28 protein-coding genes are annotated in these 25,856 nt (G+C 32.1%); 11 read left to right on the top strand and 17 right to left on the bottom strand.

Translation table 11 applies throughout. The features are described from left to right. Positions 1-52: 52 nt before the first annotated feature. The 5 genes from AC23MC_RS08485 to AC23MC_RS08465 all read right to left on the bottom strand — a co-directional run bounded on the left by AC23MC_RS08485 (position 53) and on the right by AC23MC_RS08465 (position 6,249). Positions 53-832, bottom strand: coding sequence for an abortive infection family protein (locus tag AC23MC_RS08485; RefSeq protein WP_487567906.1), 780 nt, complete (start codon positions 830-832; stop codon positions 53-55). Between the two features lie 66 nt (positions 833-898). Continuing rightward, positions 899-1,567, bottom strand: coding sequence for an HNH endonuclease (locus tag AC23MC_RS08480; protein WP_487567907.1), 669 nt, complete (start codon positions 1,565-1,567; stop codon positions 899-901). 6 nt (positions 1,568-1,573) lie between these two features. Further along, entirely contained in the window at positions 1,574-2,806 is a 1,233-nt protein-coding gene (locus tag AC23MC_RS08475) for an AAA family ATPase (protein ID WP_487567908.1), read from the bottom strand. 482 nt (positions 2,807-3,288) lie between these two features. Beyond that, positions 3,289-5,427, bottom strand: a complete 2,139-nt coding sequence (locus AC23MC_RS08470) for a family 16 glycosylhydrolase (protein ID WP_487567909.1) — start codon at positions 5,425-5,427, stop codon at positions 3,289-3,291. 6 nt (positions 5,428-5,433) lie between these two features. Beyond that, the gene (locus tag AC23MC_RS08465; RefSeq protein WP_487567910.1) at positions 5,434-6,249 is read right to left on the bottom strand and encodes a glycosyltransferase family 32 protein; all 816 of its coding nucleotides are present in this window, start codon (positions 6,247-6,249) and stop codon (positions 5,434-5,436) included. A gap of 463 nt (positions 6,250-6,712) precedes the next feature. Between AC23MC_RS08465 and AC23MC_RS08460 the strand changes: the two genes are divergently transcribed. Further along, a complete protein-coding gene (locus AC23MC_RS08460) occupies positions 6,713-7,117 on the top strand; it encodes a helix-turn-helix domain-containing protein (RefSeq protein ID WP_487567911.1) in 405 nt (134 codons plus the stop codon). A 143-nt stretch (positions 7,118-7,260) separates the two neighbouring features. Here AC23MC_RS08460 and AC23MC_RS08455 read toward each other — a convergent pair whose 3' ends face one another. The 6 genes from AC23MC_RS08455 to AC23MC_RS08430 form a co-directional block, all read right to left on the bottom strand. Next, on the bottom strand, positions 7,261-7,659 hold the full coding sequence (locus AC23MC_RS08455; RefSeq protein ID WP_487567912.1) for a hypothetical protein: 399 nt from the start codon (positions 7,657-7,659) through the stop codon (positions 7,261-7,263). A 183-nt stretch (positions 7,660-7,842) separates the two neighbouring features. Continuing rightward, positions 7,843-8,430, bottom strand: a complete 588-nt coding sequence (locus AC23MC_RS08450; protein WP_487567913.1) for an RDD family protein — start codon at positions 8,428-8,430, stop codon at positions 7,843-7,845. A 194-nt stretch (positions 8,431-8,624) separates the two neighbouring features. Further along, on the bottom strand, positions 8,625-8,891 hold the full coding sequence (locus tag AC23MC_RS08445) for a hypothetical protein (RefSeq protein ID WP_487567914.1): 267 nt from the start codon (positions 8,889-8,891) through the stop codon (positions 8,625-8,627). Positions 8,892-8,895: 4 nt separating this feature from the next. After that, positions 8,896-9,156: a hypothetical protein gene (locus AC23MC_RS08440; protein WP_487567915.1), complete on the bottom strand. Its 261-nt coding sequence runs from the start codon at positions 9,154-9,156 to the stop codon at positions 8,896-8,898. 122 nt (positions 9,157-9,278) lie between these two features. After that, the gene (locus tag AC23MC_RS08435) at positions 9,279-9,974 is read right to left on the bottom strand and encodes a hypothetical protein (protein ID WP_487567916.1); all 696 of its coding nucleotides are present in this window, start codon (positions 9,972-9,974) and stop codon (positions 9,279-9,281) included. Between the two features lie 795 nt (positions 9,975-10,769). Then, on the bottom strand, positions 10,770-11,642 hold the full coding sequence (locus AC23MC_RS08430; protein WP_487567917.1) for an alpha/beta fold hydrolase: 873 nt from the start codon (positions 11,640-11,642) through the stop codon (positions 10,770-10,772). Between the two features lie 156 nt (positions 11,643-11,798). Here AC23MC_RS08430 and AC23MC_RS08425 point away from each other — a divergent pair, with 156 nt between their 5' ends. Further along, positions 11,799-12,293, top strand: a complete 495-nt coding sequence (locus tag AC23MC_RS08425; RefSeq protein ID WP_487567918.1) for a hypothetical protein — start codon at positions 11,799-11,801, stop codon at positions 12,291-12,293. Continuing rightward, positions 12,293-13,297 carry a metal-dependent hydrolase gene (locus AC23MC_RS08420; protein WP_487567919.1) on the top strand — a complete coding sequence of 335 codons (1,005 nt, stop codon included), beginning with the start codon at positions 12,293-12,295 and terminating at the stop codon, positions 13,295-13,297. Before AC23MC_RS08425 ends, AC23MC_RS08420 begins: the two co-directional genes overlap by 1 nt. 49 nt (positions 13,298-13,346) lie before the next feature. On the opposite strand, the gene AC23MC_RS08415 is transcribed toward AC23MC_RS08420, so the two are convergent. From AC23MC_RS08415 to AC23MC_RS08395, 5 genes are read right to left on the bottom strand one after another with little or no spacing between them, the layout of a single operon-like run. Beyond that, complete coding sequence (locus AC23MC_RS08415; RefSeq protein ID WP_487567920.1) at positions 13,347-13,820, bottom strand: hypothetical protein; 474 nt, start codon at positions 13,818-13,820, stop codon at positions 13,347-13,349. A gap of 18 nt (positions 13,821-13,838) precedes the next feature. Continuing rightward, a complete protein-coding gene (locus AC23MC_RS08410; RefSeq protein WP_487567921.1) occupies positions 13,839-14,249 on the bottom strand; it encodes a nuclear transport factor 2 family protein in 411 nt (136 codons plus the stop codon). A gap of 13 nt (positions 14,250-14,262) precedes the next feature. Then, positions 14,263-14,415, bottom strand: coding sequence for a hypothetical protein (locus AC23MC_RS08405; RefSeq protein ID WP_291119858.1), 153 nt, complete (start codon positions 14,413-14,415; stop codon positions 14,263-14,265). Beyond that, the gene (locus tag AC23MC_RS08400; RefSeq protein ID WP_487567922.1) at positions 14,402-15,310 is read right to left on the bottom strand and encodes an SMP-30/gluconolactonase/LRE family protein; all 909 of its coding nucleotides are present in this window, start codon (positions 15,308-15,310) and stop codon (positions 14,402-14,404) included. The genes AC23MC_RS08405 and AC23MC_RS08400 overlap by 14 nt, the downstream gene beginning before the upstream one ends. Next, positions 15,300-15,875: a DUF1543 domain-containing protein gene (locus tag AC23MC_RS08395; RefSeq protein ID WP_487567923.1), complete on the bottom strand. Its 576-nt coding sequence runs from the start codon at positions 15,873-15,875 to the stop codon at positions 15,300-15,302. The genes AC23MC_RS08400 and AC23MC_RS08395 overlap by 11 nt, the downstream gene beginning before the upstream one ends. Positions 15,876-15,982: 107 nt before the next feature. Between AC23MC_RS08395 and AC23MC_RS08390 the strand changes: the two genes are divergently transcribed. The 8 genes from AC23MC_RS08390 to AC23MC_RS08355 all read left to right on the top strand — a co-directional run bounded on the left by AC23MC_RS08390 (position 15,983) and on the right by AC23MC_RS08355 (position 24,714). Beyond that, a complete protein-coding gene (locus AC23MC_RS08390; RefSeq protein ID WP_487567924.1) occupies positions 15,983-16,498 on the top strand; it encodes a hypothetical protein in 516 nt (171 codons plus the stop codon). Between the two features lie 88 nt (positions 16,499-16,586). Beyond that, positions 16,587-17,519 carry a calcium/sodium antiporter gene (locus AC23MC_RS08385; RefSeq protein WP_487567925.1) on the top strand — a complete coding sequence of 311 codons (933 nt, stop codon included), beginning with the start codon at positions 16,587-16,589 and terminating at the stop codon, positions 17,517-17,519. Positions 17,520-18,055: 536 nt separating this feature from the next. Continuing rightward, positions 18,056-20,245 carry a glutamine synthetase III family protein gene (locus tag AC23MC_RS08380; RefSeq protein WP_487567926.1) on the top strand — a complete coding sequence of 730 codons (2,190 nt, stop codon included), beginning with the start codon at positions 18,056-18,058 and terminating at the stop codon, positions 20,243-20,245. 475 nt (positions 20,246-20,720) lie between these two features. Beyond that, the gene (locus tag AC23MC_RS08375; RefSeq protein ID WP_487567927.1) at positions 20,721-21,608 is read left to right on the top strand and encodes an OmpA family protein; all 888 of its coding nucleotides are present in this window, start codon (positions 20,721-20,723) and stop codon (positions 21,606-21,608) included. After that, complete coding sequence (locus AC23MC_RS08370) at positions 21,605-22,438, top strand: OmpA family protein (RefSeq protein ID WP_487567928.1); 834 nt, start codon at positions 21,605-21,607, stop codon at positions 22,436-22,438. Before AC23MC_RS08375 ends, AC23MC_RS08370 begins: the two co-directional genes overlap by 4 nt. Further along, a complete protein-coding gene (locus AC23MC_RS08365) occupies positions 22,435-23,190 on the top strand; it encodes an OmpA family protein (protein WP_487567929.1) in 756 nt (251 codons plus the stop codon). The genes AC23MC_RS08370 and AC23MC_RS08365 overlap by 4 nt, the downstream gene beginning before the upstream one ends. A 72-nt stretch (positions 23,191-23,262) precedes the next feature. Continuing rightward, positions 23,263-24,441: an AIR synthase related protein gene (locus tag AC23MC_RS08360; RefSeq protein ID WP_487567930.1), complete on the top strand. Its 1,179-nt coding sequence runs from the start codon at positions 23,263-23,265 to the stop codon at positions 24,439-24,441. A 45-nt stretch (positions 24,442-24,486) separates the two neighbouring features. Continuing rightward, complete coding sequence (locus tag AC23MC_RS08355) at positions 24,487-24,714, top strand: hypothetical protein (protein WP_112087232.1); 228 nt, start codon at positions 24,487-24,489, stop codon at positions 24,712-24,714. 7 nt (positions 24,715-24,721) lie between these two features. Here the strand turns inward: AC23MC_RS08355 and meaB are convergent, their stop codons facing one another. Then, entirely contained in the window at positions 24,722-25,813 is a 1,092-nt protein-coding gene (gene meaB / locus AC23MC_RS08350; RefSeq protein WP_487567931.1) for a methylmalonyl Co-A mutase-associated GTPase MeaB, read from the bottom strand. Positions 25,814-25,856: the final 43 nt, after the last annotated feature.

Here is a 25,856-nt window from a genome sequence, read left to right as displayed (position 1 = left end):
AGAGTTGTCCTTTTTTAGGTTTATCAGGTACGAGCACGACTATTTCACAAGCTTAGAAAGGCAAATCTTCCGTTTCATCAATGTTTTCTACTTTTAGTTTTGGAAATTTTTTGTTATAGTATGAATTCAAAAATAGACCTACAGTTGTAAATGAGTTTATTGTTAAGTAAACATAAATAGAATCTTCAATTAACAAATCTTCCTTAGTTTTTCCATGAAAAATAGTTTTTTCGCTTCTTAATTTTTCAATAGATTGGCTAATTGAAATAAGTGATGTACAAATTGTTCTCGCTTCTAGTGGAAAATCTTCACTATTTAGTTTAAATTCATTAATTATTGATTGAATTAATTTAAAAAGAGTTTCGTTCCCTTTTAATTTAGAATTGATTCGTTCATCTTTAAGGATTTCTTTGATTAAGCTTTCAAATGCGGAATTTGCTAAGCCAATTGCTAAACTTGGGTCATTTTCAATGTTTTTTATAGATTTCAAAAATGTATCATAAACATTTTCATATTGTTCTTTAATTTCATTTTTAAATTGTGGTATAGCTGGTATGAAATCTGGGGTATCTAAACCTAAATCTATTGCAATTTTAAGCAAGTCACTACCACTTACTGAATGTAAAGTGGATGATAAATCTATATTACCATTATCATCCAGGTGAATTATAAAATTTTCCCAATTATCATTAAAATTATAACCTTCTGAACTTCTATGCCATTTTTTTATATAAAATGAAACATTTTTATATGATTTGAACTCTTCCCAAATCTTTTCCTGAACAGAATTTACAAGTTGCATTTGATATTTCGGTGAAATGAGTTCGTCCATTTTACTTTAAAATTTATTTTTTAAGTTTATTTTTTGGGTTTTCTTCAAAGGTAATTTGCCAGCTTTTTAGTCAAAGTATTTTTCAAATTCATCTTTTAATTTTTGATTTTCAATAATTATCCATCGTTTAAATGCTGTAAAATTTGAACCACGATTTAAGTGTCCACGAATTTTTATTAAAAAATATTCTTTATCTTCTGCAGAATTTGTATCCCGAAAATATTCACAAAGTTGTTTTTGAAAATCCATTATTTCCTCTAACATCTTGTTTCTTAAGTTTGCAGATTCGATAGTCTTCAGTTTTGTGGTGCCATTATAAACTGCCGTAAGCAAATCTCTTGTCATAATTGTTTCAGGAGAATTATCTAACTCTATAATTTGTACCTGTTCGTAAGGAAACGGCTTAAATACATACTTCAATTTATTTTCTACATCATCTTTATTATCAGTACAGTTTAGAATGTTTTGAAAATTTGCCAATTTAGTGTTATTGCAATGACTACAAGACCAAAACAAATTATTCCAATCGAATTTTAAATTCACGTTACCTTCGTGAGGTCTAAAATGTTCAATATTTATTGTTATAGGTTCTTTGTATTCACAGATATAACATTTGTTTTTGAAATCGTCTTTTATTCTTTCAAGAACATTTGAACACTTATAATCACCATTAGCTTTTGTTTTTTCTATTTCCAAGCAATCAGGTGCTGGCTGGGATTTTTCAAAATATACCATATATGATTACTTTTTATCATTCAATTCATTTAACTCAATTTGTTGCAGTTTAACCAAAAGTTCGGTAGCGAGATACTTAGGTGTATGGGCAAAATAATTTCTTAAATTTCTTATTTGCTCTAATTGTTCTGCTGTTTTTTCCTTTAGCGAAGTCAATTTATCAAATTCGATTATTTTACTTTTTATTTCTTCTGAATATTTGTCAGTTTTAAAATAACTTTCAAGCAATGCATCATATGAATAACCTGATAAATCTGTAGTAACAATCCTTGTTTCTAAATCACATATTGTAGTATTCGACAAAGAAGATAAAACAAAAGGAGAATGTGTAGTAACAATGAATTGAATTTTAGGAAAGAAGTCAGTAAGAAATGGTAAAATCTTTTTTTGTAAATCAACATGTAAATGCGTCTCAATCTCGTCGATTATAACAATACCTTCTAAATCGTATGATTTTCGATTATGTGCCTCCATTCTAAGAATTAGTTCAGTGACAATACTAATAATTGCAGAATATCCATCAGATAATGTATTAAAATTAAATGACTGGCTGTCATTTATGAAAATATCAAAATTATAAGACTTTCTGTTAAAACGTAATTCTAATGAATCCACATCGAATATTAATTTTAAACGTTCTTCTAAACGAATAAACCAATTATCAATTTCTTGCACAACATCAATTTCGTTATCATCTCTAGCAAAAGAGCGATCTGCTTTAAGATTAACTATATATTGAATGAAATTTGTATTTGCTTTTTCTTTCAAATTGTATTTTTTCTTGAGTTCAATTTTGTTTATACCTTTCGGTATACTTAAATCTGTATGCCTTTTTGAATCAAAGAATGCAAGCAGAAATTCGCCTTTTTTTATAGTTGAATGTAGTTCTCGAATATTGTTTGAGAAAAACAGTCGTGTTCCTCCTGAATTTTTAATTTGTATTTTTTGGAGACCTAAGAGTCTATTTAAATTATCTTTTTCAGTTTGTGTAAGATTTGAGTCTTTTAACTGATTTTCTATGTTTTCAATTCGATCAAAGGCAGCTACGACAGTTTGCGAAATCGGACTTTCTAATTGCGATAGAAATTTATTTATTTCTAGTAAGAGACTTGTTTTTCCACTTCCATTTTTCCCAGTGATAATTAAATGTTGACAATGATCTTTTGCAAGGGAAATACTTAAATCTTTAATATTTATCGAATTTTCGACGTAAATATCTGTTATAAAATTTTCACTCATATTGTAATTTTCTTACATTTCTTTTGTTTACTTAAATATTTGATAAGCTTACAACCAACTTATTTATATGCTTATTTTTCCAGTCATACATTTAAGTATTTCACTTAATTATAAATACAACTATAGAACTAATTTCCCCACTAAAATACACAAAATTCTCCCACTTTAACATTCCTTCAAAAAAATTCTAAAAACCAAAACCCCTTCACCAAGTCATAAAACTCAATAAAGGGGTTATATTTAAAAAGTAAGAACGTTAACCAATAAACCTACACAAACAAATTCGCACCCGTGAAGTATAAATTAACTAAAGTTTGATTCTCTTTTTCCATTGTAGAAAATAGTGATTTTGTTTGGGTGGATGAACGTGATGATTACGCTTGTAAAGACTTGGGCTGTTCTTTTTTTAATTGAGAAATGATTATTTGCTTCCAGGTGGGGAGATCATCGAAGAGTAGTGTGCTAGATCCTGTATCTGGTAATTAGTTTTTTATATAGTCAAAATTATATATTTTAATATATCTAATGAATGAAGTTTTGGGTAGTACACTTTCTTCAAATTTTCCTGCTAACTCTTCTGAATTAGTAATCCATGAATTTACATAAACTGCCATAGGAAGATTTGGAATAGGTGTTGGCATCCATGTTTTTCTAACATGGATAACTCTGTTATCAACATACCATCTAATCTCATGATATTCCCACTCTATCCTATAATCGTGAAAATCTTCAGAAGCATCAAAACCTAAATCAATTAATATAGGAGTGCCTCTTACTCCATAATTATATTTAGTGTTTATAATACCAGGATTATAATAAACATTTAATAATATTTTAGTTGTATCGTTTCCTAAAAACTCAATATCTATTTCTTGCCAAGGATCATTTCTATGCAAGAAAAAAGCAGAAATAATACCTTCTCCTTTTATAGGCTTCATTGAAATTTCAAAACTACCATGTATATATTTTTGTTTAGAAACGATTGATGAAGATGAATAATTTTTGTCTCCTTGAGCACTATTTGTTATTTTTAATTGAAATCCAGATTCTAGTCCAATAGATAGACTGAAATTTTCTTTATTAAATTGAGATTGATTCGATGGAAAAGTATCTTCTAAAATGTCCCAAAAATTAGAGTCAAATTCTTCAAAGTAATCTATTCTATTTTCAACGCGTTGAGCAATTGATATTATTTCATTTTTATTAAAATCATATGGCAAGTACTTTTTTATGTTTTCAATAGGTAAAACCCACGGATTAACATCATGTTCCAAATATTTGTAATTATTAGAAATACTTGTTTCTATTACTACTTCATTAAGTTCGGTATTTATTTTTAGTATATCATTACTATCAAGATTCCAATTTTGGATTTTAAGTAACTTAGAAACCTCTTTAGTAATATTTTTTTTAGGATCAATACAAAATATATTTTTATTAATATATGAAGAGCAGTCTTGTGGGACTGAATCATTATTCTTTGAAAGAAAAATTATTATAACATTTGGATAAAATCCTATTAAAGAGGGTATTATTTCAATTAATGAATTAAACCCAATGTAGGCATCAAATAGTAGTGCTTCTTTTTTATCAATCAAGTTTGTAATATGATCTAACTCTCTGTTAAATTTCATATAGTGAGTGCGATAGCTATTTAAACTTAAAAGTATTTCAAGTTTGAAAAGATTTGATTTATTTTGACTTAAATCAAATATAAAAACAGGATTACGACCTTTCAATTTATCTAAATCAATAAATGTTTTATTAGATTTTATACCTATTTGCGACAGTATTGGAAGTATTGAATAATTATTATCTGAGGCTACAAAAAGTTTTTGATTAATTATTGATTCATTACATATATAAACTTCAAGATCGTTAAATTTATGATTAATCCAGAGGTCAACAGGTCCAGTTATTGGTAGTTTTTCTCCGAGCTTTATTGCTCCTTTATTAGATAAAATATATCCTGAAAACCACCAAATGCCTCTATTAGGTATGGAAAGATTATTGGATATTTGTTTTATGTCGGGCTTATGGTCAACTTTCTTAAACGAAATATAAATAATGTCAAAATCAATTTTAGATTCAACAATTTCTTTCCATAATGAGTTTAATTTACTTGAGAATTTGTTTTCAAAATAAACATCATCCTCCAAAATAAGTCCGTTATGAATATTTTCGTCAATAATTTTATTCCAAATAGAGAGATGAGATAACGCGACAGCGATTTCTTGCTTTGTGAGGTCAATTTTTATTTCTTTTTCTCGAATAATATTTAATAATTCGGGATTTGGATCTACAAAATATTGATCTTCTAATTTATAAGAAGGGTTAACTTTAGTTGTCCTTATTGATTGGCTTTTCGCATCAATAGCTGAGAATCTTTCTGTAAAATTTAGAAGGTTGTTTTTATTCTGAACCTTTATTTTCATAAGTTCTTCTTGAATTAGCTTCCATCTTCCCTTTTGCCTGTCAAGATTGATAACAAAAATCTTATTTATTTTATCTTCACCATCACCAAATGTCTTTAGTTTTTCCTGTTTTATTAAAAATCTTATTAATTTATTTAACTTATATTTTAAAAATAGAAAGTTACGATTACCAGTTATTATATTCATAATTACTTATTCCTCAAACCATTTCTGTTCATTTCCTTTATAAAGTCTCCAATTTCGATTATCATTTCGATAATTTAATGACCAGACACTTGTTGATATAGAATTCCAGTCCTCAATATACTCTACATCACTTCCTTCGTTTATGAGATAATTTGTCAAGGATGCACTCAGGTTTCCAGGCCCTGTAGTTTCCTGAATATTAAAAATATTCTCTTCACTAATTAACTTATCAGTTGCTCTTTTAAGAGCAATAGCAATTAAAATATGATTTGGTGGTGATATGATAGGATTGTTATTGAAGTAATAAATGTTAGTTTCGTCAAATAGATCTCGTAAGAAATCTTTATTATCAACCATTTTTTCTTCTTTTAAGGAATAACATAAAGGTTGAATTTTAATGTTATTATTATCAAATAGGAAATCAATTTCAGTATTTAAAAGCAGTTCGTCAGCATCAACATAAAATCCACCACAAACATATAAGTAACATAATCTAAAATAATCACATCTCATTGCCGGATGATGGCATTTTAAATATGAGTTTAGATGTTCTTTATCTAAATGTTTTGTTATAAAACACTTAGCTGATTCGTCATCGAAGAAATCAAACCTAAATCCTTTATTTACTAAAATTTTCCAGCTATCGATACATTCTAAAACATCCTTTGGTATCTCTTTTAAAGAGTGCCAATATTGCATTATTACCTTAGGAATTGCAATGTCATTTTTTGGACTGAATTTTTCTTTTCTCAAAAAATTATAAATAAATTTTGATCGAGCATCGTGATCTTCAGCTATTTGCTCTATGTTTTTCTCATTCATTTAGATCATGTTAGTTATTAAACAAACTTATAAATAGACTCATTTATTATAAGTTTTATTAAGGATATATAATTACATAAATAGTGGTATGTTCAATTCTAATTGTATCTTATTCTCCACTAAAATACTAAAAATTTCCCCACTTTAACATTTCTCCAAAAAATTTCTAGAAACCAAAACCCCTTTACAAAGTCATAAAACCCAATAAAGAGGTTACATCTTTTAGAACTCTTAAAACACCAAAGGAAAGTTTCGCCAACTACAAAAAATACCCCAACAGCTATTATGTAAAAACTATTTGACATTTTAAATAAACCATTAAGTAAAATTTGTATTTTTGTTAGAACGCCTTTTATTATTTTTGAATGCACGTGAATTGGTGAGTAAAGAGGCGTAGTACTGTACCAATAATTATGGTAGTTTACCAAGACCAATTTGTTTATATTTTTAGTACATTTATACCATGAACACAGCAGAAAAAACAGGCCACATTGGGCGAAAAATAAGTAAGATTAGAGAACTACGCGGCATGAAGCAAGAGGCGTTGGCCATCGCAATTGGTGTAAGCCAACAAACCGTGAGTAATATTGAAAATAGTGAAACAGTTGAGGAAACTGTTTTACAAAAAGTAGCCGATGCATTAGAAGTAACAGTCGAAGGTATCAAGAACTTTAGTGAAGAAGCGGTATTAAATATAATTGGAAACACATATAATGTTGACAATTCTTCTGCTGTCAATTATGGTTGCACTTTCAACCCTTTAGACAAAGTCATTGCTCTCTTTGAAGAAAAAGAAAAGTTGTATGAACGCTTGTTAAAAGCAGAGCAAGATAAGGTCGCTTATTTAGAGCGGTTAATGGCTAAATAAAGAATAGGGCAAAGAAACGCTCTTAGTAAATCTCGATTAGTTTATCGCTACTAAAGTTTAAATCGCTGTGCAAAGATGAAAATACTTAATCATGTTTGTGCATACCAGCATGACGCTCGCATTTGCGGGTGTAGAAGTAGGTTTTATTTTGTAGCAATCATATGCAATCTTACAAAAGTACCTTCCGGATTCTCTAGTTCTAGGACGCATTCAGAACTTGTAATACTTATTAATTTGAGTCGCATATCAAATTTACTATTATTATCTATAACTTTTATTACTTGAGAATTTTTGTCGTAAGACCAAGTTCCTTTTTGGACTTTATCGGAACTGATTGATTCGGCACTCTTATCTGAATAGAATACCATTCGATCGTTTTTATTTTTTTCTTTTGGCGGGAAAATTTGTCCATTTACTTCAAATGACTTTAACAGCCAATTGTTTACAATAAGTTTCTCAAAATTTTCGGTTTCTTGTGCTCTCGAGGAGAAATTAATTAAAAAAAGTATAAAAGTAAAAAGTATTTTGAATTGAATTTTCATAATATATTATTTATAATAGTGTTGTTAACGTTTTGCCGCTTGCAGTAGTGGCGGTTAAAGAATTCTAAACTTTCGGTTTTTTTAACTGACTTTGAAAGTATAAAACCAACTTTAAATTAAGCCCAAAACCCGCAATCTTGCAAAACCTGTGTTATAGGCTATGTTTGTTTGTCTTCCTTTATTTTAATCTTTAACAATTGTCGTGTCCGAAAGTCTGTCATGAAATCCATTTTTTGTAAACAGAAATGAAATTCGGTCAAATGGAATAAGTCGGCAAAATGTTCTTCTCACAATATCCCCAAGTTCTGGTTTTGTACCATTTTTATTTATAACTTTTGTTTTGGTAATAAACTTCCCAATTGTCTTTTGATATTTAGTTTCCATAAAGACATAATAGCCAAAAAAGCTTGCCGCAAGTATCAAGTAGCCCAAAATTGCTATTAAACTTTCGTCTGTCGGATTAATGAAAAGTCCAAATATAAAGGCAAAAATGATCATTACAATTATGAAAGCAATTGTGTCAACAATCAAATGTATAAACCTTGTCAAAGAACTCACTTTTTTAGAGTCAAACTCCTTTTGTTTTACAATCTTAGCTGTCAGGTCAGCTTTTACTTCCACAATTTTAGACGTGTCAATGTTGCGATTTTTAATTTCTTGTTCAGCAGCTTCAATAGCCAAAGGTTGATATTTGTTTCTGTCTATCGTAACGATTTTAATTAGCTCTTCATCAGTTCGTTTTGACATTGCGTCTTTAAAGTTTGTATTCATTTTTTGTCAATTTATGTTTGTCTTTAGTTCTTGAGATTTGGTCGTCCCACATAGCCTATAACGTTTTGCAGCTACCCGAAGGTGGCGATTTCGAAGCACTTCACTGTCAACCAAGCACAAACTTTGATAGAAGCACAATGCTTGATTTAACCATTGAACCGCCACTTTTGGGTAGGTGCTGTTATAGCACGTTTTTATTTCTCTTCTGTCCATTTTACTCCTTTTGCTGATATTGTCATAATGTCCCTGCGTTGTAGTTCTTTCCAAGGTGATTTTGTTGTGTTGTATTCAATTATTTGATAGTTTCTTTCACAGTCTTTCCAATTTGTGCAAGGACAACGATTTGGTTTTTCGTCCCACGGGATTGTCGCTCTTTTTTTAAGTTCAGAGATAGCGTCTTCAAATTTTTTATATTCTCCTTTCTGTGGTTCTGCGTGTATTTCGTCTTCGATTATAAACATTTTGCTAAGTTCCAATTTGTCCGTGTAAAAATTGTCCGAGTATGAGTAAAACAGTCAAGCCTAAAAACCAAAATGCATTTTTTCGTTGTCCTTTGGTAGTTGTCAGAATAGTAAGGAAAAGTGTCGTAAGGAAAGTTAGTCCCCAAATGAGATTTACTGTTGAGTAAAGTCTGGCTGTCTTGTAGTAGTAAGGTTTCGGACCTTCTCCGCCAAATGGATAACCGTCTGTGTTGTTTAAAATTCCAATCAAGTAAAATTCTCCCAAGTTCACAAGTGTCAAAAGTCCACACAGAATTATTGTCAATATAGATATTGTCAAAAATGTCGGTCTGCTTATGTTCGTTTCTGTAGTCATTTAAAATGTGCTGTTATAGCCAGTGTTTCTTCTCATTTTTCGATAAGTGTCGTAAAGTTGTCAAGGTCAATGTCCATAATTTTTCCGTTGCAATTCTTCTTAAGCTTACCTAACAAGTTTAGTCCAGTTTCTTCTTCGTAACCAAGTCGAATGAAAGTGTAACAGTCCTTGTCTTTGTATTCAGTATACTCAGTTACAAAATACCCGTTTCCTGTTTTTTCACTTTCGTCTGATTCTGCTCCTAAAAAGAAACTTGAAATTATGTCTGCTTGTCCGCTTTGATTGTGGCTTGACTTGCCGAATTCAACCATTTCAATTATATAGTCAACGGTCGTGTAATTAATGCGTTTTACTGTCAATGCAATTGCAAGATTACCTTTTCTGCCTGTTAGAACTATGTGCTTTCCAATTTTAGGTGTCTCAGGAAAATATGCAGTGTCTTTGCCGTTGATTAAAAGCAAACTGTCTTTAAGCACAAATTTTTCATAACCAAGTTCTCTAAGTCCTTGAATAAAATTTTCGGAATAGTCGGCTTTGTTCTTTACTACTATTTCAGTTTTTATTTTGTCTCTGGGAACTTCATTTTTGTCCATTATCAGACTGTCCACCGAAACTGTTTTAATTGTGTCTGAAGGTATCGAAATACTTTTGCTGTCTGTCGCTGAATTGTTACAAGCCATAAAAGTCAGTCCTATAAAAAGTGTCAATATGTTTCTCGTTGTCGTCATTTTAACATTGGCTATAACTTGTTTATATACTCAGTTATTATATACTTTATTGAGCATATATAACTGCTTTGATAGTTTTATGCTCAATTGGAATTGAGTTTTATTTGTTTACTAAAATACAAAAAACTTTAGTAAACTAAAAACAGTATTAATCTAAAACTGTAAACTAAAACTAGTATGAGACAATTTGTATAGTTATTTTAGGACGGGTCATTGACCAAACAGGATATCAAGTAAGTAAAAGTATTAAGTCTTATAATGAATTAAGACCTCATGCAAGTTGTGATTATTTAACCCCTAACCAAGCTCATTTGAAATCAGAGAAATTAAACAAACGATGGAAGAATTATAATAGAAGTTTTAATTATGAAAAAACAGTTGTATAGTAGTTGTAGGATTAAGAATTATATTTGTATAACTATTATAGGATTTATTTATTAATTTGTATAGTTATTTTAGGACGGGTCAAGGACGGTTCAACTGTATAGATCAAGTATGGATCAAGTATAGATAGTGTATGGATAGTGTATGAATAAAGCATCAATCGTGACAGATTTTCTAGATCCTCAATTGCCCTTCAACTAAAGTCTTCTTAAATTAAACTTTACACTGTGTTTCCTTTCAGTAATCGCTAAATAAAAGAATAGGGCAAAGAACTCTTAGTCACTCTTTATTTAGGTTATCTCAACTAAAGCTTAATGCTCTATGCTAAGATGATAGTAAAAACCCCTTAACCAAGCTATAAAACTTAATAAAGGGGTTATATATAAAAAGCAAGAACGCTAACCAATCAACCTACACAAACAAATTCGCATTCGGTTCTTTAATAGAATTCACCATCGTGATAATCGGTTCCGAAGACAAAAACTCTAAAAGCTCTGCGTTAAAGTCTTGCGGTTGCTCCATATTCGACAAGTGCCCTGCATTATTAATCACTTTCAACGTTGAATCTTTAATGTGTTTATTCATAAATTCTGATTGTTCTAACGGTGTTACTTCATCTTCACGACCACAAATAATCAACGTAGGAACAGCAATTTCTCCCAATTTAGAACACGTTTCGCTACGGGTAGCCAACGCTTTCAAACCGTTAATTATTACTTCGGGTGTATTTGCCAAAATGTCCGCATTTATTTTTTTAACTAATTCTTTATCCGAAGAATAGGTGTCATCCGCAAACACAGAATCCAAAAACGTAGCCGCAAATTTCGACGTTCCGTTTTGCTCAATTTCTTCAATGGTTTTGTAGCGTTTTTCTTTTTGTTCAGGCTTGTCGGCAACACAATTCGTGTCACATAAAATCAAAGCGGCAAACCGCTCGGGATAACGTGTAATCGCATTCAACGCCACAAATCCACCCATCGAAAGTCCGCAAATAATCACTCGTTGCAACTTTAACGCATTCAAAAAACCAATCAAGTCATCGCCCAATACATCCATACTCAACGCCGAATCATCATTGGTCGATTGACCAAAACTTCTAAAATCCACCGATATAAAACGGTGCGATGCTTCAAAAGTTTTTAATTGATTGTCCCACATCGATTTATTAAAAGGAAAACCGTGTAAAAACACAACGGGTATTTTCCCAATTCCAACATCATTATAAGATAATTTGATGTTATTAACTTCGATTGTACTATTGAGGGTTGAATTAGACTTTTCCATTATAAATAAATTTAAAATTATAGTTATAAAGGTCGAATATAATTTAATCTTCATGTTATAAGATTATTTGATTTTGTTGTATAATTATCAGTTTTGTTTTTAACTATTTGTGACTTTTATTTTTTACTTTAAAATCTTACTTTTACAAAAAAAAGCATGAAAAATTTTATTCTTATTTTGTTTACAGCTCTACTGTTTATAAGCTGCGAATCATCCGATGACTCAGCACCAACTTTTGAGTCTAACATTAGTGTAGATGGTGTTCAATTTGTGCCTACAACAGCAACTGTTTCTTCTGCTACAGCAAATATGCCTGGCGAATCAGCTTTGAATTTTACATTAACAAAAGGTGCATTTGGTAGTTCTAATTATGAAGCAATTCAATTCAAAATTAATTATCCACAAACTTCAAGTAGTGCTCCAAATGGCGTTTACGATTTTGGAATAGGCGTTATTGGTGAAATGTTATTTGCAAATGGATCTTATGTAAAAGGGGATACCGTTTATAGTTTAGCAGGATATACAGTTCAAGTAACAGCCTTGGGTGAAGATGAATACCGATTGGATTTTCAAAATATCCAGGCTGTAAATCCTTTTGTAGAGGAAGAAATAAAAATTATTTCAGGTTATTTTGAAGGAAAAATGAATTAATGGATTCACTCAGTCAAATCGTTCTCGGTGCCGCAGTGGGCAATCAAGTGCTCGGCAAGAAGATTGGTAACAAAGCCATTCTTTACGGAGCCATCATCGGAACGATGCCGGATTTGGATGTGCTTTACGGAAAGTTTTTAGACCCGTTAACCGCCACCGAAATTCACCGCGGTTTTAGTCATTCCACTTTATTTTTCCTTTTTCTTTCACCCATTTTAGGATGGATTTTACAAAAACTGGAACATAAAAAAGGAGTAAATTTCAAAGAAGCAACGCTGTTTTCGTTCCTTATTTTGCAAACGCATTCATTACTCGATTTGTTCACCACGTGGGGAACGCAGTTGTTTTGGCCACTCGAAACACGGTTTTCATTGCAATCTATTTTTGTGATTGATCCTTTATATACATTGCCTTTTTTGGTGTCTCTCATTCTTTCAATGAAGAAAAAGAAACAAGACCCCAAAAGAATGTTTTGGAACAGAATTGGATTAATTGTGAGTACTTCGTATTTGTTTCTCACGCTTTTAGTACAATCGATTGTGACGAATAAATTTGAAAAACAATTAGAGCAAGACAATATTACTTACCAGGAAATTGTCGTAAAACCATCGCCATTCAATATTATTTTATGGACTACCAATATTAAAGTCGATAACGGATATTACATTGGCGATTATTCTTTTTTTGATACTAAACCGATTCAATTTCAATTTATTCCAAAACAAAATGAATTGATTACTGAATATGAAAATGAAGCGGTTATCAAACAATTAAAACGAATTTCGGAAGGTTGGTACTGCATCACCCAAAAAGAAAACCAACTCCTTTTTAATGATTTGCGATTTGGGGTGATGAATGCGGAACCCAATGATTTACAGTTTTCGTTTAGTTATCAAATTACTAAAGAAAATGGAGAAATTAAAGCGATGGAATTGCCGAATAAAAATAGGGCACAGGCAAAGAAATTATTAGGGAAATTATGGGTGAGGTTGTGGGGGAATTAAGTTTATTTCAATAGTTATTATTTTTTAGTAAAAAGCTTTAAAAAGTTCACTATATAAGTCCAAAAATTGATAATGTACCAAAAGTGATCAACACTAAACTAATTACTATCATAATAATGATTGTTGTTCTGTGTAAACTATACTTTCCATCAATTACAAATTGTTCAGGGTTTTTAGAGTTATATTTAACAAAAGTTGTTTTTCCAATAGAATTTTTAAATGATTTGAATACCTGAAAGTCAGTTATAAAATAATAGTGGGGTTCCTTTTCAATGGTTTCACCTTTATTTGTTGAAAAATTTATAATTGGTATTTGATATCCTTCATCATCGCGAGAATATTTGATAATTTTTCCTTCTGCGGTTATGCCATTTTGTTCAATTTCATCAATTGTGGTCTTATATTCAGATACTAAATAAAGTATGTAAAAACCTAAAATTAAAAAACAAACTACAGGTTTGACAAACATAAAAATGACAAAAACTGCAAATATAAGATATCCATATCTTTCTAAATTTTTCATTTTTCTTGTTACTTTATTCTACTGCATAAACCTCACCTCACTAATCTTACCATCCAAAATAGTATAAACCGCAATCGCATACAATTTTGGTTCCGATTTTATAAAAACAACTTCTTCGTGGTCGATGACTTTGTTGTTCAACACAATTCGGTTGACCAATTTGCAATTCAAATCAGGCAATTGGTTAAACATTTGGGTATATTCTTCTCGCATTTTTGCTTTTCCTTCATATAAAAGCTGATCGGGAAAAGCATAGACTTTTACATTTTCACTGTAAGGTTTCAAAAATGCTTCGATATCTCGTTTGTTGTAGCCATCCAATTGTTCTTGAGCTAAGGCAGCGGCTTCTTTTTCTATCGCAACCTTGTCTTGGGCAATTCCATAAGAAATAGATAAAAATACGAAAGTAATCAAAAGTAAATTTTTCATATCAATGAGTTAATTAGTTAGTGGTTTCATTTTCGTCACTATTAAACTTCCGCACAATGGCTTTCAACTTCTCTTTTCTAGCCATTTCTTTTTCTTTCTTCTTGGCTTGCTCCTTGTGCAATTTGTCGTTGTGAATTTTGATATTTTTCGGATTATTTCTGCCCATAAGTCACTCCTTTTACATTCATTTTTAAACCATACACAGCATCCATCGCTGTGATAAATAAGAGGTCATTGTTTTTTCCACCAAAGCAAACATTGGCTGTCCATTTTTCGGGGACAGGAATATGAGCCACCGGAAAACCATTTTTATTAAAAACAGACACACCGTTTCCGGTTAAGTAAACATTTCCTTCGCTATCAACCGTCATTCCATCCGAACCCATTTCACAAAAAACTTTTCGATTCATCAACGTTCCATTAGGTTGAATGGTATACACATACGTTTTTTGATCGTTAATATCTGCTACATATAATTTTTTTCCATCCGCCGATCCAACAATGCCATTCGGTTGCACTAAATTTTCATCAACGGCGATAATTTTTTTTCTATCCGATGAAAGATAATAAACGTGATTGCCCGTTCTTTTGCTGATGGAATCTCTTTCCCAATAATTCCGGACATACAACGGATCAGTAAAATAGATACCATTTTTGGCATCAATCCACAAATCATTCGGACCGTTATGAGCGTTTACTTTATCTTCATAAATCACTTTATGTTTCCCTTTTTTGTCAAATTGCCAGAGTTGATTATGCATGTCTGCACACGCGATGAGGTTTCCTTTTTTGTCAAAATATAAACCGTTTGACCTACCGGAATCATAACTAAACACAGAGGTTTTGCCTGTTTCTGCATCCCAACGAACAATTTGATTATTTGGTTGATCAGTAAAAAACACATTTCCGTTTTTATCCGAAATCGGGCCTTCTGTAAAAATATAACCGTCTTCCAAAAGTTCAAGTTTTTCATTAGTGGCAATTAAGTTTTTTGAATCCGTAATTTGCCCGAATTGCTTTCCGTAAACCAAAAGAAATAGAAATAGAAGTTTAGTATTCATCTTTTGCTAATTTATCAATTTTTAGATAACCAATTTCCAAACCATCTTTTTGGTCTGAATTTATTTTTGTTAATTTCAATTTGAATTTCTCTTTAAATTGTGGAGATAAAATATCTTCAATTTCATAAATATCATCTACATCCACACCATATTTATCATCAATATGCGACGTAGCACCTTTAAAACCGCAATGTTTGAAGAACGAAGTAGCTTTGGCTTTTTTGATGGCTTCGGCTTTGTTTTGAGCTATGGTTAACACTTTATAATGAAATTCTTCAAATTCATTTTCTTTATAACCACCCAAGTTGATGAAAAATAATTTTTCGGGGTTGAGTAAATTTTCCTCACGTGATACAATTTCAATTTTAAAATCATCAACAAAAGATACTTTTCGCCATGCATCAATGTGTATTTGGCCTTTTGCTTCTTGCCAAAAAGCATTCATAGCCGGTATTAATTCTTTTAAATTCTTACCAATTCCAAAAAAAATATCGTGTTGTTCGGTCAGTCTTCCGGGTGGAGTAGCTCCTAACATGACCATAAAAAGTGTATGATTTTCTTTCATCTTTCAAAAGTAATAAAAATAAAATTAGGGCAAATGGTTCAAAAAAGATAACTTTGGCATGAGTATTGGATAGTGCTAACTATCATTAATCATTAAAAAATAGACGTATGAAAAAATTTACATTCATTTTAGTGTTAATCGGGATGATAACATTACAAAGTTGCGAAGGGCCGGAAGGACCTCCTGGTAGAGATGGTTTTAGTGCAGAAGCAGAAGTGTTTGAATTGAGAAACATAAATTTTGGATTTAGCAGTCAATTGGGCTATTCAATCTATCAAGAATTAACTCCACCAATTTTGAATTCGGATGTAATTTTAATATACAGAATGGCGGGAACAATTGATTCTTCAACCCCAATTTGGCAACAAATTCCACGTACACTTTTTTTAAACCAAGGTGAATTGGATTATGATTTTGATTTCAGTCGAGTTGATTTTACAATTTATGCCGATGGAACATATGATTTGGAAACAACTCCGCAATATCTTGACAATCAAACGTTCCGCATCGTAATCATTCCGGGATATTTTTCAGGAAGAATGGATTATAGCGACTATAACCAAGTAATGCTTGCAAACGGACTCACCGAAGCTGATGTAAAGCCATTCAGTGAACGTAAGTAATTTCTAAATAAATTTTTAAAAGGTCTTTTCGAAGACCTTTTTTTATGCGTTTTAATTTCTTATTTTCGCAGTTCTTATAAAAGCAGTTATGGATTTTCTATTTATCATTTTAGGTTTAGTTCTTTTAGTTTTTGGTGGCGATTGGTTGCTCAAAGCAGCAGTCGGGATGTCGCTTCGACTCAATATTTCCAAAATCGTAATCGGAATGACAGTTGTGTCTTTTGCCACATCTGCTCCCGAATTAATTGTAAGTGTCAAATCTGCTATGGCCGGTTTTCCGGATATTGCTCTCGGAAATGTTGTTGGTTCTAACATTGCTAATATCGGTCTGATTCTCGGATTGGTGATGATTATCAGCAAAATGAAAGTCGATGAATCTTTCTTCAAAACCGACTGGCCTGCCATGATGCTGTCTTCTTTTCTTCTCTTTGGAATACTTTTATACGATGGAGAAATTAGCAGAATAGAAGGGTTTGTATTGTTTTTCTTAATCATAGCTTTTGTTGTTTACCTCGTAAAATCACAAAAAAGTAAAGAAGAAATAGAAGTACCACTCGAAGAAACCATGGAAATGTATAAAATCATTGGATTTCTTGTTGTTGGAGGAGCAGCTCTTTACGGAGGTTCAGAGTTTTTAATCAAAGGAGCTGTAAATGTTGCTCAGGCTTTTGGAGTTTCAGATAGAGTAATCGCCGTAACTGTTGTTGCAGTAGGAACAAGTATTCCCGAACTTGCAGCATCGCTAATCGCAGCCATCAAAAAAGAAAGCTCGATTTCTATTGGTAACATTATAGGATCAAACATCTTTAACATACTTTCCGTACTCGGACTATCAGCCATCATTCATCCTATAAAATTAGTAGATAATCGCCTGCTTACTTTCGATATTTATTGGATGATTGGCTTTGCATTCATTTTGTTGCCATTGGTTTATATGCCACAAAAAGGTTACCTTGACCGAAAAGCCGGAGTGATATTATTAGCAAGTTATATTTTGTTTGTATATCTAACATTTGCTTAATTTTTTTTAGAAGCTATTCCGGCTATCCGCTACAACTCCTCGGCCTAAAAGCTATTTTTCTAAGGCTTTTTCGTGGCTTCCGTTGGTCGCCCCAAAAAGCCAAGAAAAATTAGCTTTTAGGCCTGCGGGGTTTCCGCTACTATCCGGGCTAAAAGTTGCGAGTATGAAAGTTACGGGTTGCGGGTTTTAAGTTTCAAGTTTCAAGTTTCAGGTTTCAAGTTTCAAGTTTCAAGTTTGAGGTTTCAGTCACCGCTTTCACACAATCTTGTCATTCCGACTAAGGAGAAATCTCTTTCTGTGTTTTTCGTGCTTTCTGTGAGAAAATAGTTTTCACAAGCTTCGTGCCTTTTTTCTTTATGGCAAAAGCATTTTTTAATCTAAAACTACTAATCTCTCAAAATTTACCCACAATTAATCGATAATTTTTACTTTTTATAGATTTAACCCCTAAAAAAATAGGGGTAATGTTGTAATAAAATAATTTTTAAATATATTTGCACCATAAAATAAGAAACTAAACCTTAAAAATTAATTTTATGTCAACATTACGTTTTCAAGCATTAAAAGATGCATCAAGCAGAAAACCTGTAAAATTTGAAGAGTCCGGCAGAAAATCTGAACTTTTCGGATCCAATGTATTCAACGACAAATCAATGCGACAGTACCTAACTGCCGATGCCTACAAAGGTGTAAAAGATGCCGTGCAACACGGAACAAAAATTGACAGAAAATTAGCCGACTACATCGCACTTGGAATGAAAGAATGGGCGTTGGCAAAAGGTGTAACACATTATACACACTGGTTTCAACCACTTACGGGTTCAACTGCAGAAAAGCATGATGCTTTCTTCGAAACTTCGTATGACGGTTCAGATCCGGTAGAAAAATTTGGTGGCGGACAATTAGTTCAACAAGAACCGGATGCTTCTTCTTTCCCAAATGGTGGAATCAGAAATACATTCGAAGCTCGCGGATATACTGCTTGGGATCCAACATCTCCAGCTTTCATCTTTGGAACGACTTTGTGTATTCCTACTGTATTCATTTCGTACACCGGTGAAGCATTAGATTATAAAACGCCTTTATTAAGAGCTTTAAATTCTGTAGATGAAGCAGCAACCGAAGTGTGTAAATATTTCGATAAAAACGTTAAAAAAGTAACCGCAACGTTAGGTTGGGAACAAGAATATTTTTTAGTAGATTCATCCTTAGCAAACTCACGTCCTGACTTAATGTTAACAGGAAGAACGTTGCTTGGACACACATCTGCCAAAGGACAACAATTAGACGATCATTATTTCGGATCAATTCCATCAAGAGCATTGGCTTACATGAGAGAACTGGAAGAAGAGTGTATGTTATTGGGAATTCCGGTAAAAACACGTCACAACGAAGTAGCTCCAAACCAATTTGAGTTAGCTCCAATTTTTGAAGAAACCAATTTGGCGGTTGACCACAATTCATTATTAATGGATGTAATGTCAAAAGTGGGTGAACGTCACGATTTTAAAGTACTTTTCCACGAAAAACCATTCAAAGGTGTAAACGGATCAGGAAAACACAATAACTGGTCATTGGCTACAGATACGGGTGTGAACTTACTTTCGCCAGGTAAAACGCCAATGAGTAACTTGCAATTTTTATCATTTTTCATTAACACCATTAAAGCCGTTAATGAATATGAAGAATTGTTAAGAGCTGCCATTGCTACAGCTAGTAACGATCACAGATTGGGTGCTAACGAAGCTCCACCTGCAATTATTTCTGTATTTATTGGAGAGCAATTAACCAAAGTATTGGAGAATTTAGAAGGTGTTTCCAAAGGAAAACTTTCACCGGAAGAAAAAACAGATTTAAAGTTAAATGTAGTAGGTAAAATTCCGGATGTAATGTTAGACAATACAGACAGAAACAGAACTTCTCCATTTGCTTTCACAGGAAATAAATTTGAATTTAGAGCCGTTGGTTCTTCTGCAAATTGTGCTAATGCGATGACAACATTGAATTCTATTGTTGCAAAGCAATTAAAAGAATTCAAAAAAGAAGTGGATGCTTTAATTGAGAAAAAAGATTTAAAGAAAGACGAAGCAATTTTCAACGTCTTGAGAGAATATATCAAAGAGACCAAAAATATTCTTTTTGAAGGTGACGGATATAGCGATGCTTGGGAAAAAGAAGCTAAAAAACGCGGTTTGAGCAATTTCAAAACAACTCCGGCAGCTTTGAAAGCAAAAGTTTCTAAAAAAGCATTGGATTTATTCAAAGATTTGAATGTGATGAACCATGTGGAAGTAGAAGCTCGCTACGAAATTGAATTGGAAGAATACACTAAAAAAATTCAAATTGAAGGAAGAGTTTTAGGAGATATTGCTAGAAATCACGTAATTCCAACCGCTATTCGTTACCAAAATACATTAATTGAAAACGTTCGTGGTTTAAAAGAAATTTTCGGAAAAGATTTCGAGAAAATTGCCAAAGAACAAATTTCATTAATCAAAGAAATTTCGGCACACATCGAAGGAATTAATTCAAATGTAGAGGCAATGACCGAAGCTCGTAAAAAAGCAAATGCTTTAACCGATGCTCAGAAAATGGCAGAAATGTATTGTGATAAAGTAAAACCATACTTTGAAATCATTAGAGAACACTGCGATAAACTAGAATTGTTGGTTGACGACGAAATTTGGACGTTGACAAAATATAGAGAGTTATTGTTTACGAGATAAATTTCACTCATAAAAAAGTAGCCACGAATTTCACTAATTGCCACGAATTAATTGGTATGAATTAGAGTAATTCGTGGCTATATTGTTTTTTACTATTAATATTTGTGTGTTTTTTGAGTTGTGCCCTTTTTTTATAAAACATTAAATTTATTTTATGAAAATGTTACAATATTAAAATATTTTTATATTTTCGTATCGCTTTTGTAAACAAATACTTTTTTCAGAAGCAAAATGCCCCAGCATTAATAAAAATCTAAACGATATAGCCGTGGAAGTATAGTGGTATTTTAACAGTGAGTTTTCTGTGTTCAAAAATACTACATCAAAATCTTTTTTGATTTTGGTCACAACAAAACTAAATTTCCAACAAATTAACACTAAAGCGGGTGGGATAACGAAAGTTATCCCACTTTGTTTTTTTTTGGAGGTTATAAAATTAATTAGTTGTATTTTCGTTATTGTAAAAACCTCAATCATGAAATTGCTAGTATCAGCACTGTTATTTTTCTTTACAATTCAAATTATTTCTGCTCAGGAACAGACATCGTATTATTTTGACACTAATAAACATGAACTTAAAAATTCAGAAATCCAGAAATTAAACGAATGGATTTCGAACAACAAAGAAGTTAAAATTGTTGCCATTAATGGTTATACGGATGAAGATGGAACGATTGGTTTTAATGACACATTAGCTCAAAAAAGAGTCGATTTTATTTATCAATTTGTAAAAGATAAAGTCAAAATCAGAGATGATTTTAAAACCCGAAGCTTCGGTAAATTGCACAAACAATCCGACAATAAAGCAGAAAACAGACGAGTTACCGTTTATTATATTGAAGCAAAAGATTTAGCGAGAGAAGATGAAATTTTAGGAATTAAGAAAGAAGAAATTGTCTCTAAACCCAAACCAAAAAAACAATTTCCGGAAGCCATTGTGATTCAAAATCCTAATGGAACAGAATCTACTTTTGAATTAAATGTAGAATTCATGCAACAAGTTGATGCAGCAAAACCCGGCGAAAAACTAAAATTGGAAAACCTTAATTTTCAATTAAACACATTTGCCATTGTAAATGAAAGTCGCGGAAAATTATATGAATTACTCATCGTGATGCAACAAAATCCTGAACTTTCTATTGATATTCAAGGCCATTTGTGTTGCATGCCAACCGACCGTACTAATCTTTCAACTCAACGAGCCAAAGCAATTAGTCAGTTTTTGCGAATGAATGGAATTGAAAATTCGAGGGTTACTTATCAAGGTTTTGGTAGTTCGCAACCCATCCATCCGCTACCGGAAAAAAATGAAGAAGAAAGAGCTGCTAATCGTAGAGTAGAAATTGAAATTGTTAAGAATTGAGAGTAGTCGTATTTTTTTGTAGTTTATGTTTCTCATTTCTTCAAGCTCAAGAATCAAAAACACTTTATTTTGATTTTGCCAAAGAGGAGCCAAACGCTATTTCTTTAAAAAATTTTGATGAATGGATTAATTCAAATAAAAATATAGAAATTCTGCAAATAGCTGGTTATTGCGATTCCGTTGATACCAATTTATCAAACAAAAAACTGGCTTCAAAAAGAATTCAGAGTGTTTTAACTTTATTACAATCAAAAAATAGTAGAATTTCTAACAATTTAATTCAAGAAGTTTTTGGCGAAGATTTTAAACAATCAAAAATACAAGCTGAAAATAGAAAAGTAACTTTTTTGTACAAAATAGCGGAAGAACCAATCATAGAAACCGAACTATTGGTTGAAGAAAAGCCCAAAGAAGAATCGCTTGTTGAGAAAATTGAAAAGGAAAGAATTTCATTACTAGATAAGTTTGAAAAAGCGAATGTTGGAGATAAAATTGTGATTAATAACATTCACTTTCAATTTAATTCAGAAATTATTATCCCTGAATCCCAACCTTTGCTGGAGCAATTACTATTAGCTATGGAGTTGAATCCGGATTTAGAAATTAAAATATTTGGACATATTTGCTGTAATCCTGACCCAAATGATACAAAATTATCATATCGTCGTGCTTTAAAAATTTTTAATTATTTGAGAGATAACGGTATTCAACTGCGAAGATTAGCTTATAAAGGTTTTGGAAGTAATCAACCAATTTACCCAATTCCTGAAAAAAACGAAGAAGAAAAAATAGCCAATCGCAGAGTAGAAATTGAAATTGTTAAAAAATGAAAATAGTAAACTGCTTATTTATAGCCTTATTTTTTATTCCACTTTCTGCTCAGGAGAAATTCGACGTTTTTTTTGAGTTTGATAAAGCGTATCCTAATTCAAATTCTAGTAAATCGTTGGACGAATGGATAAAAAATAATTCATCTGCAGAAATATATAAAATGGAAGGTTATTGTGATACGGTAGATTCGAAATTATATAATTTAAAATTGGCCGAACGACGAATACATTCCATCGAAAATATTCTAAAACTCAATAAAATTAAAGTAGTCGATAAATTGGAAAGAGTTCCTTTTGGTGAAGACTTCGATTTTTCTTCAAACCAAGAAGATAACAGAAAAGTCCGCATTTTTTATCAAATTCCAATAACAAATTCTTTTTCCGAAAAGGTAAAAAAGTCAAAAGTTGGTGAATTATTAAAGCTAAAAGGATTGAATTTTTATAATATGATTGATGTAATTCTTCCTGATTCAAGGCCAATTTTGGATGAATTACTTCAAATTATGAATGAAAACCCATCCTTAAAAGTTGAAATCCAAGGACATATTTGTTGTAAAGAGGTTGAAGTTGAAGATATTTCAATTAAAAGAGCAAAAACAGTTTATAATTTTCTGTTATCAAACGGAGTTATGGCCAATCGAATTTCTTATAAGGGATTTGCTTCAACAAGACCAATTTATCCTTTACCGGAAAAAAATGAAGAGGAACGTATAGCCAATCGTAGAGTTGAAATTCTTATTCTAGAAAAATAAATAGTTCAACCTATTTTAAAATTGCTTCATTTTCACATTAATCCTATCTTTGCCAAACACAACAACACAACTATGAGTTCTGATACCAGCAAACGTTATGCTCTTCGCGGAGTTTCTGCCGCCAAAGAAGATGTGCATAATGCCATCAAAAACATTGATAAAGGGTTATTTCCAAAAGCTTTCTGCAAAATTGTTCCCGATTATTTAACAGGAGATGAAGCCTATTGTCTCTTAATGCACGCTGATGGTGCCGGTACAAAATCTTCCTTAGCTTATTTGTATTGGAAAGAAACTGGCGATATTTCGGTATGGAAAGGCATTGCTCAAGATGCGTTGATTATGAATATTGATGATTTATTGTGTGTAGGAGCAACAGATAATATTATGCTTTCATCTACCATTGGAAGAAATAAAAATTTAATTCCGGCTGAGGTGATTTCTGCCATCATCAACGGAACCGAAGAATTAATCCAAGAACTAAAATCATTTGGCGTAACTATTCATTCCACCGGTGGTGAAACTGCTGATGTGGGCGATTTAGTTCGAACAATCATAGTAGATTCTACCGTAACTGCCCGAATGAAACGCAGCGATGTGATTGACAATGCAAACATTAAATCGGGTGATGTAATTGTTGGCTTGGCTTCATTCGGACAAGCCTCTTACGAAAAAGAATACAACGGAGGAATGGGAAGCAATGGTTTAACCTCTGCTCGTCACGATGTTTTTGCAAAGTATTTAGCCGAAAAATATCCGGAAAGTTTTGATGCTGCCGTTCCTTCTGATTTGGTTTATTCCGGTCAAGTGAAATTGACAGATGAAGTGAAAAATAGTCCGGTTGATGCCGGAAAATTAGTGCTTTCTCCAACTCGTACCTATGCTCCGATTATCAAAACGATTTTAGAAAAATACTCTCCAAAAGAAATTCACGGAATGGTGCATTGTAGTGGTGGAGCACAAACGAAGATTTTACATTTTATTGATAATTTGCACATTATCAAAGATAATTTATTTCAGGTTCCGCCTTTATTTAAATTGATTCAAGAACAATCCAAAACCGATTGGAAAGAAATGTATCAAGTGTTTAATTGTGGTCACCGAATGGAATTGTATGTTCCTGCCGAGATAGCTAACGACATTATCGAAATTTCAAAATCATTCAATGTCGATGCTCAAATTGTAGGTAGAGTAGAAGCATCCGAACATAAAAAATTAACGATTACGAGTGAATTTGGTATATTTGAATACTAATTTCAACCCGCAACTCGCAACTTTCAACCCGCTAACCTTTAAAATATGGACTTACCAAAATTCGTTTTAGCAGACAATACCGATCATCCGGAAGATATTTTTATCATTCATTTAGAATATCCTCGTTTTATAATCAATTTGAAAGATGATGAAGTGGAAATCATCGAAGAAGTTGATGCAGAAGATGAAAAAGATCTTGAAACCGAAATGGAAAAGCTAATTGAATTAGCCGGAGCTTTTTATGATCGGGAGATGGAAAGATATGAAGAGTAAATTGTAACTAACTCTTTTTAAAATATTTATCTAACAACGCCATAGCCGCTGCAAAAGGAGAAAGTTCATCATTTTGAACCGCTTTTTTATTTTTATCCAATAAATCAATAATTTCAGGATGGTTGTAAAAATGATTTTTCAATTGTTCATTAATCGTTTCCATCATCCAATATTGATTTTGCTCTTTTCTCTTTTCTTGAAAATAAGTATTGGATTGAGTTAATTCCAAATAATCTGAAATAGTTTTCCAAACGTCATCAATTCCTTCTTTTGTATAAGAACTACAAGTGGAAACAGTCGGCATCCAACTTGATTTTTTAGCGGGAAAAAGATGTAAAGCTCGATTAAATTCAGTTTTGGCTAATTTGGCTTTTTTGATGTTATCACCATCCGCTTTGTTAATTACAATTGCATCGGCCATTTCCATGATCCCACGTTTAATACCTTGCAATTCGTCGCCTGCACCGGAAATTTTCAACAGTAAAAAGAAATCAACCATACTGTGAACGGCGGTTTCACTTTGACCCACACCAACTGTTTCAATAATAATTGTATCAAATCCGGCAGCTTCACAAAGAATAATAGTTTCACGGGTTTTTCTGGCAACGCCGCCCAACGTTTCTCCAGAAGCAGAAGGTCGAATGTAGGCGTTTTTATCTTTTACCAATTCTTCCATGCGGGTTTTGTCGCCCAAAATACTTCCGTGAGAAATAGTACTACTTGGGTCAACAGCCAAAACGGCTACTTTTTTTCCTAACGAAGTTAAGTGTTTTCCGAAAGCTTCAATAAACGTACTTTTTCCGACGCCGGGAACACCGGTTATACCAATTCGAACAGATTTGTTTGCATGTGGTAAACAACCATTTATTACTTCATTTGCCTTGACCAAATGTTCTGTATTTGTACTCTCTACTAAAGTAATGGCTCGACTTAAATCGGTTATGTTGCCATTTAAAATACCACAAATCAGTTCTTCAGAAGAAGTGCTTTTTCGCCTGAATTGTTTAATGATTTTTACGGAATTGTGATTAACTGTTTCAGGTTGAACAACTCCTTCTTTCTCATGCAAAGCAGATGTTTTGGAAGTTTTTTGAGTCACTTTATTTCTTTTGAAAGGTAAAGTTACAAAAAAGAAAAACGTA

The organism is Flavobacterium sp. T50_26 (genome assembly GCF_057652995.1).
The sequence above is the reverse complement of the archived record's forward strand: the minus strand, read 5'-3'. Positions and strand labels throughout refer to the sequence as shown.